The following is a 587-nucleotide window of genomic DNA, read 5'->3' on the forward strand; positions in this document are numbered from 1 at the left end:
TGCTCGCCCGAGGTCAGCGCCACGCCCAGCGGCGCGCTGGCCAGCAGCGCGGCGGACTGCAGATTCTTCAGCCGGTCCGACAGCAGGTTCGCCTGCGCGTTAATGTCGCCAGTCAGCGTCCCGGCGGTTTCGGCAGCGTTGGTGAGCGCTGCCATCTGATTGTTGGCGTTCGATATCTGACCGACCGCCGCCGACATCTCCAGCACCTCGTCCTGTGCCTGCTGCTGGCCGTGCGAACTCAGGAACAGGCCGCGCGCGGCGCGCACCGCGCCAAATTCATCGGTGCGCAGCTCAAAGCCGGTGCCACGCTGTTTGCGCTGCGCGTCCACCAGATGCCCCATGTTGAGCTGGCTTTTGCCGTACTCGGTCGCCAGCTTGATGTGCTCCTGCTGGCGCAGGTCTTCCATGCGCAGCTTGTTGTTCGCCGGCGTGCGCAGCACGTTGCGGCTGTGGTTGTCGCGCGTAACGTGGTCGGGATGTTCGGAGTCGTGCTGCGCGTGGGCGATGTACGGACGGTCCGGGTCGCCGCCGTCGAAGGCTATCGACACTTCGGTGCCGTCCAGCAGCGGCGCGTGCCAGCCGTAGTC

Annotated in this window: 1 protein-coding gene; it reads right to left on the reverse strand. The window is 66.8% G+C overall.

The features are described from left to right. On the reverse strand, positions 1-587 hold a 587-nt coding region (locus tag PMI17_RS12550; protein ID WP_009127491.1), incomplete at both ends, for a type VI secretion system Vgr family protein.

It is taken from the genome of Pantoea sp. GM01, assembly GCF_000282675.1.
GTDB classification, from domain to species: domain Bacteria; phylum Pseudomonadota; class Gammaproteobacteria; order Enterobacterales; family Enterobacteriaceae; genus Pantoea; species Pantoea nemavictus.